Genomic DNA, 16,685 nt, shown 5'->3' with positions numbered 1-16,685 from the left:
GCGAGCCTCCTCAGACAGGCTAGAATCTGCGCTTTTGATGTACAGTCTTTTGCATGACCAAAAATCCACATACTTTCCTACCAGTGTAAAAAAAACTTTAGAGCCATACTGCGCCCTAAAGTCTTTGATGGTCATCTTCAAAAACTTTATTTTTCCTCAAAAACAAGGTTGTCGACCTCAATTGGGGTTGTTTCGCCTTTTTGTGCTGCATTAATGAGCTGCGCACTATAGACACTGAACGCATGACTGGAATGCGTTGCACCGCTAACCACCTCAACCTCTTCCGCTTTTTGCTTTTCGACTAAGGATTTGCTGAGCGCCGGAATGTATTCTTTTGGTCCTGTCCCGGATTTCGCTTTCATCGCTTTTTCATATTCAGTACTCTTAGACTTCAACTGACCGTCTTTGTCTAAGAAATCATAGTCTACCTTTGTGATTTTTCCATCTTTTACCGTCATATTAATAAAGGTTTTCCAGCCATTTGACGTCAGATTCTTTTCAGCCAGCTTATAGACGCCGTCCTTCAATTTCGCCTGAGCATCAATTTCAATCGGTGTGGTATCCCCTTTTTGTGCTGCTTGAATCAATTGCTGTGCGTAGTTAATAAAGTGATCGGAGGATTCGGTAGCCCCAGAAACGACTTCAACCTGCTGCGCATCCTGGCTGGAGACAAGTGCTTTATTTAATTGTGGAATATATTCTTTCGGTCCTATTCCGGATTTCGCTTTCATTGCCTTTTCATAACCTGCATCCTCTGATTTGAGCTTGCCGTCCTTGTTTGTATAATTGTAGTCCGATTTAGTAATCGTTCCGTCTTTTACAGTTATGGAAAAGGACGCTTTCCAACCATGTGTATCAAAATCTTTCTCTTTTAGCGAATACGTACCATCTTTGAGCGGTGCACCGGCGATTCGCTTTGCTGCAGCCGGCTGGCTTGACTCGGAAGTATCTTTTTTTGCACTCGATTCGGTAGCGTTTTCATTTGATCCGCAAGCAACTAACATCATCATCAATAATAGAGCGAACGGTAAAATTAATCGTTTCAAACGCATAACAAATCTCCCCCTGCTTGACTTTGTGAATGCTATCACTCATTTGCTTTTAAATGATACCACCCACATTTGAGAATTTCTGTAGCATTTTTGTGAACGTTTTCAATAATATTTTTGTTGTTTTGCAGAACTACATAGACGCATAAAGTTATTCGGGTGTAGACTTTAAATGGTACTATTGGTACTCATTTAACACGGTTTATAGAGGGAAATGGAAACGCATTCACTTTGTTGAGGAAGGTGCGAGATGATGAAGAATAAGAATATCATTATTATCGGAGCTGGATACGCAGGGGTACATGCAGCAAAAAAATTAGCGAAAACATTTAAAAAAGATGCTTCCGTCACGATTACTTTAATTGATCGGCACTCATACCATACGATGATGACGGAGCTTCATGAAGTTGCATCACACCGCGTTGAACCTGAGGCCATTAAATTTGACCTGCGCAAACTGTTTAAGCACACTAAGGTTAAGCTCGTAACCGATGAAGTCACCCATGTGGATCATGCGACCAAAACGATTACAACCAAAAACGGCACGTATACCTATGATTATTTGATTTTGGGCATGGGCGGCGAGCCGAACGATTTTCGTACTCCAGGTGTTCGTGAACACGGCTTCACCTTAATGTCCTGGGAGGATGCCGTAAAACTTCGGGAACATATTGAAAAGACGGTTCGACAAGCGGCGACGGAACATGATGCGAAAAAGCGGCAGGCGATGCTCTCCTTTGCCATTTGCGGTTCCGGCTTTACAGGCGTTGAAATGATCGGCGAGCTGATTGAATGGAAGCAGCGTTTAGCGAAACTCAATAAATTGGATGAGAATGAAATCAGTTTGTATCTTGTGGAAGCGCTGCCGACTATTCTGAATATGCTTGATCGCAAGGATGCTGGAAAAGCAGAAAAATACATGCTGAAGAAAGGAGTCACGATCCTGACCGGCTCACCGATTGTTGCGGTTAAGGAGGATCAAATTGTTCTAAAATCAGGTCAAGAAATTCCGACCCATACCTTAATATGGACAGCCGGTGTCAAAGCGAACCAGCAAACGAGCGGTTTCGGAATGAACACGGCTCGTGCCGGACGGTTACGCGTTAATGAACACATGGAAGCTGAAGGTCTTGATCACGTGTATGTCGTTGGAGATCTTGCCTATTTTGAAGAGGCTGGCAAACCGACGCCGCAAATCGTTGAGGCAGCCGAACAAACGGCGGGAACAGCGGTGAAAAATATTCGTGCAGACATAAAAGGCGGCGAAAAAACAGCTTATAAGGGGAATTACCATGGGGTCATGGTTTCGATCGGTGCCAGGTACGGGGTTGCTCATTTAGGTAAAATTCATCTCAGTGGCTTTTTCGCAAATTTCATGAAGCATATCGTAAATTTGTACTACTTTTTCGGTATTCGCAGTGCGCACTACATCTTCCACTACATCATGCATGAATTCTTTCAAACGAAGGACAAACGAAACATTTTCCGCAATCTGTCCACACGTTATGGGAATGTACTTTGGACCTTGCCGTTGCGCATTTTTGTAGGCGGCTTCTGGCTGACCGAGGCGTTTGCAAAATTATGGGGCGAAAGTACATGGAGCAAGGCAACGTCGAACTGGTCAAATGTACATCTGTTATTTAGCGGACTCGGAAAAGACTCTTGGCTGACCGGATCAACGGTGAAAATGCCCTTTGAATGGCTGCAAACCGCCACAACCGGTGCAAGTCAAGCTGCCGGAGCCGGTGCTGGCGATGCTGCAACTCAATGGGCAACGCCGATCCTCAGCAAAATGCCGTTCTGGTTTGAGTGGTTGATGAAACTGATGCTGCCAAATGCAGATGTCGCGATCTTTATGCAACGCACGATGGTGTTTGTCGAGCTGGCCATTGGTCTTGCCATACTGGCAGGTCTCTTCACCTGGATCAGCAGCGGTGCAAGTGCGGGTTTTCTCGTTGTGTTCACGCTAAGCGCGATGCTCGGTTGGGATAAATTATGGGCGCTTCCTGCATCCATTGCGCTTATGAACGGCTCCGGACGCTCAGTCGGTCTTGATTATTGGGTTGTTCCATTCCTTCAAAAGACACTCGGCAGATGGTGGTACGGTAAGGAGCAGGCAAGATACAATGACGCTGAGGAAGATGGCGGCTTTGCACTTGTAAAAGCGACCGATTCAAAGAACCTGAATCAATAATTGAAAGGAAGGAGTAAGGACAATGCGCAGCTGTTTTCGAATGATCAAGCGCTGGGATCTGATCATTGTTGCGATCCTGATCCTAATCTCTTTTCTGCCGATCGCTTTATTTAGTGCGGTTCAAGCGAAAACTGCAACAAACCCTGCGGCAAGTCGCGTCGCTGTGATTACTCAGGACAATAAAGTAATTAAGAAGATACAGCTTACCGAAAACAAACGGACCTATCAGTTCGTGATCCATTCCGGAGACGGTGATGAAGATACGGTTGAGGTACAAAAAAGTAGAATTCGGGTGAAAAGTGCAACGTGTCCGGATCAGGTTTGTGTCCTTACCGGATTCATTGATCAGCCGGGTGAAACCATTGTCTGTCTCCCTTATCATTTGGTGATTGAAATACAAAGCGACAATGAACCGCCACAGGACATCATTGTCAGCTCCTGAGGCGCCGCTTAAGGAAGATGCCCGATGACTAAAAATCAACGAAATGCTTATATCGCCCTGCTCGCAGCTCAAGCAGTGATCATCAGTCTTTTTGAAAATGCCATCCCGTTTCCTTTTGGAATTGCTCCCGGAGCAAAGCTCGGTCTTGCCAACGTCATCACATGCATGGCTCTTTACACGCTCGCGACAAAGGATACGATAAAAGTCGTCTCGCTTCGCTTAATTCTTGCGACCCTGCTCGGCGGCACCCTGTCCACATTCATGTACAGCGCTGCTGGAATTGTCTTGAGTTTTATCGGAATGTGGCTCGTAAAAAAGCTTGGTCCCGATCGCATCAGCCTAATTGGTGTCAGCGCGACCGGCGCCATTCTGCACAATATCGGCCAACTGATCATTGCCAGTTGGATCGCCCAAACATGGACGGTGCTCTTGTATTTACCGGTTCTTTCATTTGTCGGCATCCTAGCCGGTATTGCCATCGGCGTTATGGCAAACTACTTATTAACTCATGTAGAAAAACTGCAATACTATCAAAAGGTAAAAGAAACCAATGAAAAGGTGCACGGGTGGTGATTCTGATGGGTGTACACAAAATGTGGGATAAATACCCGGAATTAAAGAGAGAACTTACAGAAGTGTCCCAGCTCATCATTTCTTCGATTCATATACGGGATGAAGCCATTGAAAAAAAAATCAAAACCATGATTCAGTCAGGCGGCAAGATGCTGCGTCCCGCTTACACGCTTTTATGCGCGCAAATCGGACCGGAGCAGGATCCGGAGCGTACCAAAGCAGTTGCAGCGGCGCTCGAATGTCTGCATCTGGCAACACTTGTTCATGATGATGTGATTGATCAGGCAGATACACGCCACGGACAAACGACGATAAACACTGCCTACGGAAACAAACTGGCGATCTATACCGGTGACTATTTACTGACACTCGCCTTCTCAATGCTGTCTCACTATGCGGACTCGGCGCCGCAAATCAAATTTCGCGGATTTGAGGCCGATAAGATTCTCGCTGGTGAACTGACGCAATTGCATGGGGAATTTCAAACGTCTGTCTCAGTAAAAAGATATCTCGCTCAAATATCCGGAAAAACCGCGCAGCTGTTTGCCATCAGCTGTTACGCCGGGGCGCTGTCCAGCCAAGCAAAAGAAAAAAACGCTCGGCATGCGTGGTATTTAGGCCACTACTTCGGTATGGCTTTCCAAATTATTGATGACTTGCTTGACTATAAAGGAAAAAGCGAACTGCTTGGAAAACCGGCAATGAACGACTTGAACCAAGGGATCTACACGCTCCCGCTCATCTATGCGCTCAAAGCAGATCCACAAAAGTTGGGCCTGCTGCTGCAAAAACGCAATACATTAACCGATGCGGACATGGTCGCAGTGCTGGAGATCATCGAGAAGCACCACGGCTATGAAAAAGCATTAAGTTTAGCACGGCGGTATACGCAAAAAGCACTAAAAGAATTACGCGTACTTCCTGATGGAACCTATAAAGCGATTCTGAAAGAACTTACCCAAGACCTGCTTGATCGGACGATGTGACATCAATTCAACCGTCAAGAGGAACAGCGCACGCTGATTCTTAGAAAAAACCAAGCGCTTGTTCTCCCAAGGCTATTATCTGAGATTGATCAAGCATTATTCGAGAATGAATCTCTACGCGCAGCCCCCGCATCTAGATCGATGCGGGGGTTTTGTATTACGCTTCTTTTGCGGTCAAGCTTCGTTCACTCGGAAGGAACAAGGTGAGCACGGCCGCAAGCATCGGAAGAATACCGAACAGGCCAAAAATCGTATAGATGCCATACTGATCGGAAAGCCAGCCGATCAGCGTAGCACCGATTCCTCCGGCGCCAATCCCAAAGCCGACCATCAGCCCTGAGACCAATCCAATGTTCTTTGGAAACATCATTTGCCCATAGACCACGGTAACCGCAAATGAAGACAACACGAAGAACCCGAAAAAGAACAAGACAATAATCGATAAAACGCCATGTACATGAGGCAGCAGCCAAGCAAAAGGAATGGTGACCGCCATTGAGATAAAGAGCAGCCATTTTCGGCTAATCTGATCGGAGACGCGGCCGCCGATAAAGGTGCCGACCGCACCGGCAGCTAGAAAAAGGAAGGTTAGCAGTTCGCCGTCTTTCAGCGAAAAACCCTGGTGCAAGTAAAGAAACGGCAGGAATCCGGCAACACCAATCTGTGTCCAGGAACGCAAGATCACCACAAGAGTGAGCAGGATAAGACCAGTCACATGGTTGCGTCCTTGAATCAATTTCTGCCTTTTTTTATTCATCTCCAAACTTCTCTGGTACCAGGGCATCACCAAGAACACGAGTAAAAGTCCGGCAAGAGCGGCGATTGCAAACCAGCCAAGCCCATGCAGCCCTGTCGCAATCAAAAACAAGGGGAGTACCAGCGGACCGGCCGCCTGGCCAAAGTTCCCGCCGACTTGGATGATTGCCTGTGCAGTCCCTCTGGCTGTTCCCGCCGCCATGTAGGCACCGCGCATCGCTTCCGGATGAAAGATTCCAGAACCGATCCCGGATACTGCAACGCATAGGAGCAGCAGCCAGTAGACCGGGGCAAATCCTGAGGCGGTCAAACCAAACCCGCACAGACAAATGCCCATCGGCATGAACCACGCATTCGGATATTTATCGGACAATACACCGAACACCGGTTGAGCAACCGATGACGTCAGCATCGAGACAAAGAGAATAAGTCCGGCTTGGGTATAATTAAGGTCAAACGCTTGTTTATATAAAGGTAAGAGCGCAGGTACAAGCCCGGTGGTCATCAGATCATTGATAAAATGCACACCACTGAGACTGAACAATTGTCGTTTTGCAGCCAGTCTTGGCTTCACCCCCGCTTCTTTTAATGCAAGATTCATTGATTTTCCTCCTAATCTAGCCGTGAATATCCGTGATGACCGCAATTTTCATTTCTTCACCTTTTTTCCATACGTACATGGGGGATGTCATCGAGCAGGAACACATCCGAGATTGTTTTGAAGCCGAAACGGGCATACAACGCTTGAACATATTCTTGGGCTTCAATTTCAATCGGCTGCTTGGGAAAATGTTCTTCGATCACTTGCAAGACTTTGCCAATCAATTGATTCGCAAGCCCCTTTCCACGCTGATCCTTTCGGACAAGTACCCGTCCGAAGGTCACCAAACCGCCTTCTTGGAAAATCCGTGCATAAGCGGTCACCACACCGAACGCATCGGTTGTATACACATGAAGACTTTCCAGATCATGGTGATCGATTTCATGATAGGGACATTCCTGCTCAACAACAAAAACCGTCTCCCGTGCACGCAGCAGTTCATAGACTTCCTTTCCAGAGAGGTCGTCGAATCGTTTCACATGCCACTTTTCTGCTGTCATTTCTGCCTCTCCCCCATTTAACGCTGATACCATTTCGGTACAACATTTTGAAAATGATCGTACGCGTCCATTGCTTTTTTGATCTCGCGCTTCATCACATTAACCTCTCCGGCGCCATAATCGGCTTGGTTGTTGCAATGGGCAGCGTGCGTAGTGCCTGTAAAGCATCAAATTCTCGTTTTCTCCGTTCGAAGAATTCGCCAGCTAAAGACACGCAGCAGAAACGTCTGATCATCGGCAGTCACAACATATTTGCGGTCATGCGACCAACCGGCCTGAAGCGGCTTAACTTCTATCCAAGCCTTTGATCCGGGTATTGATAAAAATTGGCCGGTCACAGTGTCACCCCCACCGCCTTATTAATCAACCAAGAGGCCCATATGTACGGCGCTATAAAACACACCGTCGATCAATAAATCACGCGTAATCAACCCGTCCTGAACAAAACCGAACGATTCATAAAGCTTAATCGCGCGTATGTTGTCCGAGCGAGCCATCAAGTTGATCTTACGGATGATTCCGGTCTTTTTGCTCCAATGGATCAAGTGCGACAGTAGCGCACGACCGATCCCTTTTCCCCAATAGTCTTTGCGCACGCTGATGCCGAATTCGCCGACATGTGCTGTTCGCCTGCGTTTCCCGCCCTCGAAGTTCAGAGTGCCGACAATTGTGCCGTCATATTCGGCAACAAGAAACACAGCGTTGTCTTTTTTCGCATAACGTTCAAAGAGGGCTTCCTCTTTCTCAACCGTCAACTGAAGCTCGTCAACCGAACCATAGGTTAAAAAGTCGGTCTCGCCTGCAATACGGCTCAGATAAGCCAAAACTGGTGCTGCATCCGATTTTCTCGCTTCGCGAATCGTTCGTTTGCTTTCACTCATGATCGGTCACCCTTTTCGGCGATGATGTTATTAATCGATTATTTTATCGAAACCGCAGTAAATGTCATGCACCAATGGCCCAATGCTGAGTGAGTTGCCGGAAAAGGAGTGCGGCAAAGGCCATGGTAGCAAAAATTAACCTATTTAATTGGCCAACTAGTCGAAATCTCTTTACTTAATGGTCAAGGCGTATCAGGGATTCTTTGCAGCTCTTTCATTCAATTCACTGCTTTTGCTTTTAAGGTTTCAATAAATGCGTCAACGGCTTCTTCCTTGGTTGCCCATGAAGTGACCAGTCGGACCGCTGAATGATCCGCGTCAATCTGCTCCCAGTCATAAAAATAAAACTGTCTGCGCAGCTGCTCGATCACGTCATGAGGCAAGATCGGAAAAATCTGGTTGGAGACCGGCGGCGTCAGGAACGCATAGCCCGCATCCTGAATAGCTTGACTGAGTTTGAACGCCATTGCGTTCGCATGCGCAGCAAGATCCGAATACAAATCGTCACGGAACAAAACGAGAAATTGGATCCCGGTCAGTCGTCCTTTGGCAAGCATCGCACCCTTTTGCTTCATTAAATAACGGAAATCTTCTTTAAGCGCGTCGTTACAAATCACCAGTGCTTCCCCAAGCAATGCCCCGTTCTTTGTCCCGCCGATATAGAAAGCATCGACCAATTTGGGCAGATCACTCAATTCCAGGTCATTGACCGGCGAGGTCAGCGCTGATCCGAGTCGCGCACCGTCTAAATAGAGGTAAAGCTGATGACTTTTGCAAAAGGAACTCAGCGCTTCGAGTTCGCTTTTTGTATAGACAGCGCCGTTCTCCGTCGTATCAGATATGTATACTAGCTTTGGTTTGACCATGTGTTCATCCGGGTGCGCATCGAGCATTGCCTGAATGCCTGCAACGGTTAGTTTTCCATCTTTTCCAGATGAGACCGCCAACACTTTATGCCCGGTCGCTTCGATTGCACCGGTTTCATGAACGTTGATATGACCCGTATGCGCGGCGATCGCCGCTTCATGCGGCCGCAAAAATGCCGCGATTGCGGTCATATTTGTTTGCGTACCGCCGGTCAGAAAGTGAACGGCAACATCGGAACAAGCCATTTTCTTCTTAAGCAGCTCGGCCGCTTCCAGTGAATAACGGTCCTCACCGTAGCCTTCTTCCTGAACGAGATTGGTATCAACAAGCGTATTGAGAATTTGCGGGTGCGCGCCCTCACTATAATCATTTTTAAAACTGTACATTGCGACTTTTCACCTCAGCTGTCTGATTTTTCAAATCTACCCATTATGGCAAATGATCCAAATTTTGTTACTTACATGATACAATAGAAATGGCGCGAATAAAGCAAAGAGCGGATTACTATGCCGATCCCCGAAAGAAGGGGGGCGGATAAATATGACAGTATATGAAGCACTAACACTTGTAATAGCTTTTTCTAGTTTATTGATCACACTAATAGGAGTCGTTGTAAGTATTATCGTCGTACTGTCAAATAAAGATAAAAAATAATCCGCCTCTTACGCTTTTGACCGAGCTGAGGTGGATTATTTTTGTTATTACCCTTCTGCGTAGGTTCTGCCCATTGCAGTTCGTTTGCCAAGCCGTTGGTGGTGGAACACCAACGGTATTATTTTATTCAGTATCTAAATTAATTATACACAAGACAGTGAGGGGAATCAATCTTGGAGAGAAATTACGCCTCAATGAATGTCGACGGATTATGAAAGGAATATCATGACATGTGGCTGCCCGCAATGAGGGCAAGTGAACGTCGAACCCCTGTGAAAATCAAGATAAATGTGAAAACCACCATTTTTCTGATCCAGTACATAGTCAGAGACGTACCGGGGGGCCTCAATATTTAGTGCCGCTTTTTCTTTTTTTTGGCTATTTGATTTCATAAAGTAAACGTTCCTTGAGTTTTGGATTAAAGAAACTAGAAATTATTTTTTTCGTGTCCAATGTCCATCGAATTTCAGAACATACTCACCTTGCGTGGAATCCCATTCTTTATTGTAATTTGTCGTAAGATAAGCACTCGATAATGGTATCGGCCAACACATTTAGTGTAACCGATGGATCGACCCAGGGAAATCACCAATCCTCTTGCCCTAACAATGACTGGTATGTTGCTTTCTGGAATTACAACGCCATCAGCATTCCAAAATTTTCTAGGTTTTCGAGTCTCAATCCCATCAACCGCATGGCTAACGACCCACTGGCTCACTGTCTACGCTTAAAGACTGAAGTTTCCTTCAGCCTTCCAAGACTCGTTATGGATGGGTGGCGCTCTTATTCGATGGGGGTTACACCCACTATAGGCCACGACTTTGCTCAGTCGCCCTATTTATTTCCAAGACAATAAAAAAACCATCCCACACCTGGTATGAGATGGCTCTGAACTGATGATCGTCAGATACGCGGAATGATCGTCTGAATCCGTTTGAGTCTTGGCGCGAGCAGTACAACCACAAACGGTGTGAGTGCGATCGGCACAACATCTGCGATCCCGATCCATACGACACAGTACCAGTAGCCGAGCCCCGTGAAGAAGGAGAGCGAAAAACTGGTTGCAAGGATCATCAAGCAGCCGAACAGGAGCGACCAGAACAGCGATTGCCAAATGAAGGCCGCTTTATTTTCAAGAAGTTTTTCAAGCGGCTTTTTCCGAGTCATAATGTAGGCTGGAAGCGCCGCACTGAGAGCGACCGTAAGCCCGTCCGCGATCAAGGTATGAGGCGCAATGAAGTAACCGCCGAGCAGTGACCAAACCAATGTGCCGATGTAGCCGGCAAAGAATCCGGAAACCGGGCCGAATAAGAAACCAATAGCAGGGATAATAAACGCAAAAGTTCTGAAATGAACGGCACCCGGGATCAGCGGAATCGGGCTGCCGTACGCCCAAAGCACGCCGGTAAATACACCAAAAATAACGAAAAAGATGATGTTGACAAAGGTAAATTTCTTCACGGGAAAACGCCTCCTCAATAATTTGTTTTTGCAAAAGCAGATATGATATCTTTAAGCTCTTTAACGGCATAGTCAAACAGCTTTTTGCCTTTTTCAGCAGTAGCGTAGGTCGGTGCACCGATCACGCCGCTTTTTGTCACATCTTTTGTTTTCCAGCCGGCATTGTACGGTCCGAATAAGGTCACAAAATCGTTGTCGCGCAGCGCCTCAACCGGATCCTCATCCACCGCAAGTTCCATATGAACTGTTTCAGGAGCCGCGTGCAGCATGAGCGATGTCTCCAGCTCGCATGCATGGAAGACGCCGTATGTACCGGATTCTTTCAAACCTTCAAGCCCCTTGTCCCAAAATGAGGTAAACCACCAGTCGAACACGAACACATCCATAGTGAAATCAATGCGCAGATCGCGGCTGATCATGTTGAGCATGTCGGTATTGCCGCCATGGCTGTTAAACAGCACCAGCTTCTTAAACCCGCTTGCTGCAATCGCTCCAGCAATGTCATGCAGCACGGAGTAGTAGGTCTGCGTGCCGTAGGTTATCGTACCAGCAAAGCCCATATGCTCATTGCTCTTGCCGACATTCAGCAGCGGAGCAAAGATCAGCGCGCCTTCATCGAAGCTTTGTGTTGCGATAAAATGATCGATTAACTGAGATAAAATAATGGCATCGGTGCCCACTGGCAAATGCGGTCCATGCTGCTCGGTCGCCGCAGTCGGCAGAAAAACAATCGCCGAATCTTTATCAATGGCTGCAAGTTCATCACGCGTTAAATTCTCCCATTTTGAAATCATTAGGAATTCCTCCTGTACCATTATTTAAAATGTTCAAAAATCAGCGGTTACAAACAGGGAATTTAATCAATTCCCTAGATTTGAATATAGAATCGAATTTGTAAAACAATCGTCATTACGGTAGCTGCGATCGTTGTGGCAGCAAACCAAAAATCGGATCGGCCGGCACTAATGGTTTGGTAGGAAGTCCGCTTTACTTTAAAATTGAGTTTATAATAATGCATGGCCAGCGAGATCGCATGCCCTTTGCTCAACACGCGGAATAGGAGCGGCAGCGACACAATGACATAATTTTTTAATTTAGCAAATGCGCTGCATTTATCGACTTCCAGTCCGCGCGACTTCTGCGCTTCCATAATGGTCGCAAATTCCTGAACAATCATCGGAATGATCTGGAATACAAGCCCGACACCAAAAGCAACCGCGTACGGCACCCGCCATGATTGGAGTCCAAGAATGATTTGGCTGAAATTCGTCGTCAGTATCACGGTATAGAACGCGGAGATCATTAGGAAAATCCGCAGTGCGTACACCGCTCCTTTATAGAAATCAAACCATTCCAAACTGAACACATACGCATGACCGAACAATGAGAACCCTGATCGGAAGATGGCCGGTCCTTCATTCACTGTAAACAGCCCAAGCACCAGCCAGAGCAGGAAAATAAATAGGAGCAGTACCTTGACTTTGTTTGCCAGCACCAGTATATAACTGCCGATTCCTCCAATCAGCCAGATGGCGATGAAAACAAGAAAAAGAAATAAGAGTGCCGCTCCGCTCTTCACAAAAGAAGTTAAAACCGACATGATGATAAAAAAGACAAATTTGCTGCGCGGATCAAGCCGGTGCAGGAACGAATTCAATTCAACATACTGCAGAAAGTCACCCACGTTCTGCACCCCCGATTTTCTGAAGTTCATCAATTTGAGCCGCGAAACTTGCGACGTCGCAGGCAAGCGGAGACAGTCCCAGTTTCTTCGACAATCGAACCACCGGAGGAAGGTCGATTTGGATTTTCTCGAACAAAGCTTCATTTTCAGCAAGCTGCTGCACGCTGCCAGCCGCAAGCTTCTCTGCATGATCCAGAACGAGCAGCTGATCGGAGAGCTTAAAGACCAGCGGAATCTCATGACTGATGAGGATCACGGTCTTGCCCTGCTCCTTCAGTTTGTGGATAATTGCCTCCAAATGGCGACGTAAATGCAGATCCATACCCAGTGTCGGTTCATCCAAGATGACTACTTCGGCGCTTGAAAAGAGAACCGAGAGAATCGTCAGCAAATGCTTTTTGCCCATCGACAGATTCACCGGAAGCTCCTCTTTGTCTTTTAACAGATCATAGTTTTCAAGCACTTCCATAGCATCTTTTTCTGCGAACGGGATCCCTTGGGCACGCGCGCAAAAGGTCAGTTCACGGTAGACATTCTCTTCAAAAAGCATGTGCTCCGGATGCTGAAAAACGAGGATCACATCACGACTAATTTCAGCAACCGACTTATTTGTCGTTTTCTTGCCAAGATAAGTGACCGATCCCGCAGTAGGCCGGTGCAAACCGTTCAAATGCTTGACCAGGGTTGTTTTTCCCGATCCATTCTGACCAAGAATTGAGATGATCTTGCCTTTTTCAAACCCGGCATTGATCTTTTTTAGTGCTTGAAAACCATCTGCAAAGCTCTTGCTGAGGTCGTTCACCTCGAGCACGTGTTCCGAAGGACTTTGAGTATCCGCCGCTTGTTGCGACGTTGCCGACACAAATCGATCTTTAAGCGCTGCGTAAGCTTCGTCAACCGTTGTGAACGGCTTTAAATCGTCCGCCTTTTTCGCAAGTTCGTGATAAATGTCAACCGTTTGTGGAACGATGACGCCAAGGCGCTGAGCAAGCGGCGCATCTGCAAAAAATTCATCGCGGTTTCCGTCAAACACGACTTCCCCATGGTCAATACCGACGACATGATCAACAATATCTGAAAACCAATCCAGATTGTTGTCTACGATGACCGTGGTCTGTCCCGCAGCGCGAAGCTGGTTCACTACCGACTGAATTAAGTGCTTTCCTTTTGGATCAAGCGAGCTGACCGGCTCGTCCATAATCACAAGATCCGGCTTCATCGCAAGCACCGATGCAATACATACCGCCTGCCGCTGCCCGCCGGACAGTGTCGATACGGCGCGCTTGCGCAAATGCTGAATATGTAGTAAATTGAGTACCGATTCAACCCGTTCACTAATTTTCTCGCTGCTAAGGCCTAGGTTCTCTACGCCGAACGCGAGCGCATCCTCAACGCCGTAGCCGAACAACTGATTCTCAGGGGTCTGACTAACTACCGAGATCATCACGTCATCCTTATGATGAAATGTTCCCGTTAGCAGTCCTTTGTTCATCAGCTCCGGGATGACTCCGCTCAAAATACTGACCAGCGTTGATTTACCGCTTCCGCTCGGCCCGACAATCGCCGTTACTTCGGCTGGACGGATCTCCATATTAATATTTTTTAAGATAAGCGGTGCCTCTGCACTGTATTGATAGCTTATCTTTTCAATTTTGAAGCTCATAGTGATCTCCCCGCTTTATTGAATGGCATCCGATGACTCAATGGGAAAGAGCGGCAATTCTCCGAGATAGATAATGTCGTCACGATTTACCGCGTCTTTTCCTTCTGCAAGGATCGCCGCTTTACCGACAACCTTACCCCCGGCACGGGTAACCAGTGCTTCCAGTGCCCGCGAGGATTCCCCGGTACTGATTACATCGTCCACAATCAGAATTCGTTTTCCTTTAATAAGATCACTTTCTTCTTTTTCAATACAGAGCAGCTGCTTTCTCTGCGTGGTAATTGAATAGACCTCCGTCGCAAATGGATCACTCATATACGGTTTAATGCTCTTTCTTGCAACAAAATAACGTTTCTTACCGCAGAGTCGTGATAGTTCATAGACAAGCGGAATTCCTTTTGCTTCGGCAGTGATAAAATAATCCGCATCCGGTATCCGTTCTTTCAATTCTTGAGCAGCAGCCTCAACGAGTTCTGTATCCCCTAGGATAACGAAACTTGCGATCTTAATATTGTCCGCAATCCGAACAATCGGTAATTTCCGCTCGACGCCGGCAACTTTGAGTAAATATTCATCCATTAATCCTTCACCTGTATCCCTTTCAAAAAGTTTCACGGTTTCATAGAACAAAAAAGGCAGGGAACAGGTGTCCTCTGCCTATGGCGAGTTCCGATGAGCCGAGCCAAACTTACTTGTGCGGGCAACGCAAACTACATTCGACTCGCTCGGAATGATCAGAACACCATAGTGCAGGCAATTTACGGTTGCCGCGTAGAAACGTCCGCACCCTATTTGCAGACTTATACGGTTTCTTAATAGGTCTCTTCGACTTTATTTCGATCTAACATTAATAAAATTATATCACCGTAATAATTTTTTGGCAACCGAATCATTTTTCAAAAAATTAGTCGACTGAGCCCTCTTCTTTATTCGGTTTACACGTCTTGAGACGCTGCGACATGCATCAAAAAAGACGGGTATAACTGCCGTATTCTCAAGCGGAACACGAACCGATCGCTTGCCGAATGCCGCATGCGACAGCTGTTCCTTGAGATGCAGCCATTCCCCGCTGTCATTGATGTAAAAGGCAAAGGAACCTCTTGAGGCGTAGAAAGCAATGTAGTGATGACCGTTTCGATACGCCGGCATGCAGCAAAAGGTCGTTTCCTGCCAATTCGGCAGATGTCTGCGCATAAACGAAACCATTGTTCCCATCCAGATGCGTTCCTCTCTGTTAAAATGCTGCAAGTACTCCAAGCGCTGCAGCAATTCAGAAACCGTTTCCATGCTATCACTCCAGACTAAGTAATCATCGCTTAGCATGGCAAACCGCTGCGGATCTTATACGCAAAAAAAGATTGAGACGCAGCTGATAAAAGCTTTTCCGTGCATCCAGACTGCGGGCTCCTAAGTTCTTCAAAGCATAGAGGGTCGAAAAAATTAAAAGGAGGGGACGCCAATACCGTTCCCTCCTCTCCTGTCTCATTTCTTGATCTCCCAGTAGCAGCGCTTCGGTGAGACAATCTTCTCTTCTTTTTTCAATTTAGTCATGACTTTGTTGACTTCTTTTTTGTCGATTCCAGTTGCTTCAGCGACTTTACCCGCATTTGCCGGTGCATCAGCTTTTTCAAAAAAGGCTAACACGGCATCATAGCTTTCCATGATTGAATCCCTCCGATGATCTTCTATTCTATTGTTAAAGTCTATTATAAGGACGCGCTCTGACTCGCACACGTTGAAAGTTTGTCAATTGTTTTCCACTTTCGCGTGAAGCGCTGCCCATTACTTATGGTTTGTTATGATGCGTTGTTTTTTTCTTTTTTTCATTGAACCAAAAGAGATCCGCAAGTATCGAAACCAAATGGCCAAGAAATTCAACCATCATCCATCATCCTCCTTAAACCATTCCAGTTCCAACTCATGCTCAATGGGAATTCCATTTTCAGCCACTAGCGGGATTTCCGGCTTCAATTGTCGCGCGTGCTGCACAGCATTTCTACGAAGTGTGCAAAGAGTGAAGCCTCTTTTTTGGTAGAACTGTAGCGCGCGGACATTGTCATTGGTTGTGGTCAAATAAAAGCGCTTGGGACCTTCAATCCGCAAAAATCTTTTTACAAGCGCACTCCCGATCCCTACATTTTCTTGAAAACTATCCAGTGACAGCAGTTCGGCATCAGTATTTTGATCAATCCGATAGGTCAGCAGTCCGAGAATTTGCTGACCACCCTTTGCAAGAAATCCCGGCTGCTCTGCCAAATGAAAGCATTCGTCATGAACAACCATCACTTCACTGCCCCAGTTATTAATCACAAGCTGAATAATTTTCTCACGATCCCCCGGTTGAATACGTTCTATGGTCCATTTCATGTACCCA

19 protein-coding genes and 1 riboswitch are annotated in these 16,685 nt (G+C 46.6%); of the genes, 5 read left to right on the top strand and 14 right to left on the bottom strand.

The genetic code is table 11. The features are described from left to right. Positions 1 to 146: 146 nt before the first annotated feature. Positions 147 to 1,052 carry an extracellular electron transfer flavoprotein PplA gene (gene pplA / locus SIN01_RS06910; RefSeq protein WP_010025484.1) on the bottom strand — a complete coding sequence of 302 codons (906 nt, stop codon included), beginning with the start codon at positions 1,050 to 1,052 and terminating at the stop codon, positions 147 to 149. A gap of 250 nt (positions 1,053 to 1,302) precedes the next feature. Here pplA and SIN01_RS06905 point away from each other — a divergent pair, with 250 nt between their 5' ends. From SIN01_RS06905 to SIN01_RS06890, 4 genes are read left to right on the top strand one after another with little or no spacing between them, the layout of a single operon-like run. Next, positions 1,303 to 3,243 carry an FAD-dependent oxidoreductase gene (locus SIN01_RS06905; protein ID WP_047034761.1) on the top strand — a complete coding sequence of 647 codons (1,941 nt, stop codon included), beginning with the start codon at positions 1,303 to 1,305 and terminating at the stop codon, positions 3,241 to 3,243. Between the two features lie 22 nt (positions 3,244 to 3,265). Further along, a complete protein-coding gene (locus tag SIN01_RS06900) occupies positions 3,266 to 3,685 on the top strand; it encodes a NusG domain II-containing protein (protein WP_010025481.1) in 420 nt (139 codons plus the stop codon). Between the two features lie 24 nt (positions 3,686 to 3,709). Further along, entirely contained in the window at positions 3,710 to 4,258 is a 549-nt protein-coding gene (locus tag SIN01_RS06895; RefSeq protein WP_010025480.1) for a Gx transporter family protein, read from the top strand. A 5-nt stretch (positions 4,259 to 4,263) separates the two neighbouring features. Next, positions 4,264 to 5,244, top strand: coding sequence for a polyprenyl synthetase family protein (locus tag SIN01_RS06890; protein WP_010025479.1), 981 nt, complete (start codon positions 4,264 to 4,266; stop codon positions 5,242 to 5,244). 157 nt (positions 5,245 to 5,401) lie between these two features. Here SIN01_RS06890 and SIN01_RS06885 read toward each other — a convergent pair whose 3' ends face one another. From SIN01_RS06885 to SIN01_RS06870, 5 genes are all read right to left on the bottom strand, one after another. After that, positions 5,402 to 6,601: an MFS transporter gene (locus tag SIN01_RS06885; protein ID WP_047034760.1), complete on the bottom strand. Its 1,200-nt coding sequence runs from the start codon at positions 6,599 to 6,601 to the stop codon at positions 5,402 to 5,404. Between the two features lie 56 nt (positions 6,602 to 6,657). Then, the gene (locus SIN01_RS06880) at positions 6,658 to 7,101 is read right to left on the bottom strand and encodes a GNAT family N-acetyltransferase (protein ID WP_010023614.1); all 444 of its coding nucleotides are present in this window, start codon (positions 7,099 to 7,101) and stop codon (positions 6,658 to 6,660) included. A gap of 167 nt (positions 7,102 to 7,268) precedes the next feature. Next, positions 7,269 to 7,439, bottom strand: coding sequence for a hypothetical protein (locus SIN01_RS15020; protein WP_156994726.1), 171 nt, complete (start codon positions 7,437 to 7,439; stop codon positions 7,269 to 7,271). 21 nt (positions 7,440 to 7,460) lie between these two features. After that, positions 7,461 to 7,982: a GNAT family N-acetyltransferase gene (locus SIN01_RS06875; RefSeq protein WP_010023613.1), complete on the bottom strand. Its 522-nt coding sequence runs from the start codon at positions 7,980 to 7,982 to the stop codon at positions 7,461 to 7,463. 218 nt (positions 7,983 to 8,200) lie between these two features. Continuing rightward, complete coding sequence (locus SIN01_RS06870) at positions 8,201 to 9,235, bottom strand: threonine aldolase family protein (RefSeq protein ID WP_010023611.1); 1,035 nt, start codon at positions 9,233 to 9,235, stop codon at positions 8,201 to 8,203. A 154-nt stretch (positions 9,236 to 9,389) separates the two neighbouring features. On the opposite strand from SIN01_RS06870, the gene SIN01_RS15390 reads away from it, so the two are divergent. After that, positions 9,390 to 9,503 carry a putative holin-like toxin gene (locus tag SIN01_RS15390; RefSeq protein ID WP_237760156.1) on the top strand — a complete coding sequence of 38 codons (114 nt, stop codon included), beginning with the start codon at positions 9,390 to 9,392 and terminating at the stop codon, positions 9,501 to 9,503. 903 nt (positions 9,504 to 10,406) lie between these two features. Here the strand turns inward: SIN01_RS15390 and SIN01_RS06865 are convergent. From SIN01_RS06865 to SIN01_RS06830, 8 genes are all read right to left on the bottom strand, one after another. After that, entirely contained in the window at positions 10,407 to 10,964 is a 558-nt protein-coding gene (locus SIN01_RS06865; RefSeq protein WP_010024005.1) for a hypothetical protein, read from the bottom strand. A gap of 14 nt (positions 10,965 to 10,978) precedes the next feature. Next, a complete protein-coding gene (locus SIN01_RS06860) occupies positions 10,979 to 11,758 on the bottom strand; it encodes a creatininase family protein (protein WP_010024007.1) in 780 nt (259 codons plus the stop codon). Positions 11,759 to 11,832: 74 nt separating this feature from the next. Continuing rightward, positions 11,833 to 12,648 (bottom strand): energy-coupling factor transporter transmembrane component T family protein, encoded by an 816-nt coding sequence (locus tag SIN01_RS06855; RefSeq protein ID WP_010024009.1) that lies wholly within the window; start codon positions 12,646 to 12,648, stop codon positions 11,833 to 11,835. Continuing rightward, the gene (locus tag SIN01_RS06850; RefSeq protein ID WP_010024011.1) at positions 12,641 to 14,311 is read right to left on the bottom strand and encodes an ABC transporter ATP-binding protein; all 1,671 of its coding nucleotides are present in this window, start codon (positions 14,309 to 14,311) and stop codon (positions 12,641 to 12,643) included. The genes SIN01_RS06855 and SIN01_RS06850 overlap by 8 nt, the downstream gene beginning before the upstream one ends. Before the next feature lie 15 nt (positions 14,312 to 14,326). After that, the gene (locus tag SIN01_RS06845) at positions 14,327 to 14,890 is read right to left on the bottom strand and encodes a phosphoribosyltransferase family protein (protein WP_010024012.1); all 564 of its coding nucleotides are present in this window, start codon (positions 14,888 to 14,890) and stop codon (positions 14,327 to 14,329) included. Positions 14,891 to 15,036: 146 nt separating this feature from the next. Further along, a riboswitch (purine riboswitch) is annotated at positions 15,037 to 15,139 on the bottom strand. 33 nt (positions 15,140 to 15,172) lie between these two features. Further along, entirely contained in the window at positions 15,173 to 15,598 is a 426-nt protein-coding gene (locus SIN01_RS06840; RefSeq protein WP_010024013.1) for a hypothetical protein, read from the bottom strand. A gap of 195 nt (positions 15,599 to 15,793) precedes the next feature. Continuing rightward, positions 15,794 to 15,973: a hypothetical protein gene (locus SIN01_RS06835; RefSeq protein ID WP_010024014.1), complete on the bottom strand. Its 180-nt coding sequence runs from the start codon at positions 15,971 to 15,973 to the stop codon at positions 15,794 to 15,796. A 219-nt stretch (positions 15,974 to 16,192) separates the two neighbouring features. Next, entirely contained in the window at positions 16,193 to 16,678 is a 486-nt protein-coding gene (locus SIN01_RS06830; RefSeq protein WP_010023830.1) for a GNAT family N-acetyltransferase, read from the bottom strand. Between the last annotated feature and the right edge of the window lie 7 nt (positions 16,679 to 16,685).

The organism is Sporolactobacillus inulinus (assembly GCF_006539285.1).
GTDB classification, from domain to species: Bacteria; Bacillota; Bacilli; order Bacillales; family Sporolactobacillaceae; genus Sporolactobacillus; species Sporolactobacillus inulinus.
Note: the sequence above shows the minus strand (reverse complement) of the source record. Positions and strands in the feature narration are given on the sequence as shown.